This is a genomic window from Okeania sp. SIO2B9 (assembly GCF_010672505.1).
GTDB lineage: Bacteria > Cyanobacteriota > Cyanobacteriia > Cyanobacteriales > Microcoleaceae > Okeania > Okeania hirsuta.
This window is the reverse complement of record NZ_JAAHGK010001508.1, coordinates 1-1,652: the sequence shown is the minus strand read 5'-3', so window position 1 is coordinate 1,652 and position 1,652 is coordinate 1. Positions and strand designations below refer to the sequence as shown.

General features: G+C 35.1%; 1 protein-coding gene and 1 pseudogene. Both read left to right on the top strand.

What is annotated here, in order from left to right:
- A pseudogene (locus tag F6K13_RS32125) lies at positions 1–197 on the top strand (D-glycero-beta-D-manno-heptose 1-phosphate adenylyltransferase); the annotation flags it as partial.
- Between the two features lie 268 nt (positions 198–465).
- Entirely contained in the window at positions 466–1,185 is a 720-nt protein-coding gene (locus tag F6K13_RS32120; protein WP_124147524.1) for a GUN4 domain-containing protein, read from the top strand.
- The last annotated feature ends 467 nt before the right edge of the window (positions 1,186–1,652 follow it).

The following is a 1,652-nucleotide window of genomic DNA, read 5'->3' as shown; positions in this document are numbered from 1 at the left end:
TGTTTGATGAAACGACTGCTACTCATCTGATAGAACGGCTGAAACCTGATATCTATGTTAAAGGTGGGGACTATTCGGTTGAAACATTACCCGAAGCATCAATAGTTATGGGATATGGTGGTAAAATTTCTTTAGTTCAAATAGAAGTTTCGACTTCCACTACTGCAATTATTAATCGTATTTTAGATAATAAATAGTTGTAAATTACCAATTAATATGAAATACTAAGATTTTGGCTACAAATACGCACGGCTGTTTCCAGGAGTCAGGTAGGGGAGCCATCAGTAGGGCGAGGTACAGGAGGGCCGAGTTAGTAGGAACAACCTACATATCATTTATTAGAGTAAAACTCTGTTTTGAGTCAAATCGACATTTCTGGGTAAAGTTTTTTAACCAGCTAAATTATTCGTAGCATTCTTTTTTATATTTCATATAACTTCAAAAGCTGAAATACACAGTAATTTTATGACAGAATCAAGGATTAATTCTACAACAAACGCTTCATCTAATATAGCTGAACTGCAGTCTCAATTAGAATCTGGTTCTGAAAAAAAACAGCTACAAGTAATTCCTATTTTGGCCCAAACAGGGAATGATGGTTGGCAAATATTAATGGAATTTTTACAAGCACAAAAATCAGATTCACCTACTATAATTTCAGGAAAAATATACCAAGTTTTACGTCAAATAGATTCATCGAAAGTTGATGAATTTATAAATAAAAACTTTCCTCTAGGAATTGTACCGATCAAATCAGAATCTAATGTTGACTATAGTCATATACAAATCAAACTAGCTCATCAAGATTTTTTAGAAGCTGATAAATTAACTATGCAAAAATTGTGTGAATTGGCAGGAGAGGCAGCTATACAAAGAAAATGGCTTTATTTTTCAGAAGTAGATAGTATTCCTATTCCAGATTTCCAGACTATTAATACTATGTGGTTGGTTTATTCAGAAGGTAAATTTGGGTATTCTGTACAGAGAGAAATGTGGTTAAGGGTAGGTAAAAATTGGGATAAGTTGCTGCCCAAAATTGGCTGGAAAAATGGCAATACTTGGACGAGATATCCAAATGAATTTACCTGGGATTTGAGTGCGCCAAAAGGCCATCTACCTCTATCCAATTTACTGCGTGGGGTGCGAATGTTTGCCTCTATATTATCTCATCCCGCTTGGTCTTAATCGGAATGGCGATCGCCTTCAATTAGGGTTTGCTGAAAAAGTTTTTTTCAGGAGTAGGGAAGTAGGGGAGTGGGGGAGTAGTTAGGAGGAGCGGAGAATAGAATTTAATTAGGAGGTAGTCGGAACAATTATTAGAGTGATTTTTCTGCAATTATTATGCCTTTTATGCTAACTTTTTGAGGGTTTTGGACTGAAAACCTGGTATTTTTTTCAACCCAAAAAAGGCTTTAGCCTATCTCAGTCAATGGTTTGAAATTTAATCGGTAAGCCATAATTAAAGAGGATGCATCTCAATAGGTACATCTCAATATTTGCAAAAATACTCTTTTTCTATATATTCCCTGTTGCCTGTTGCCTGTTGCCTGTTGCCTAAAAGCGATAAATTTTTGGCTTTATTCAAAATTGATATGCACCCATTGAAGATGCTAGAAAAATGAGAGAATTTCAGATTCGCTTAATTCAAAACC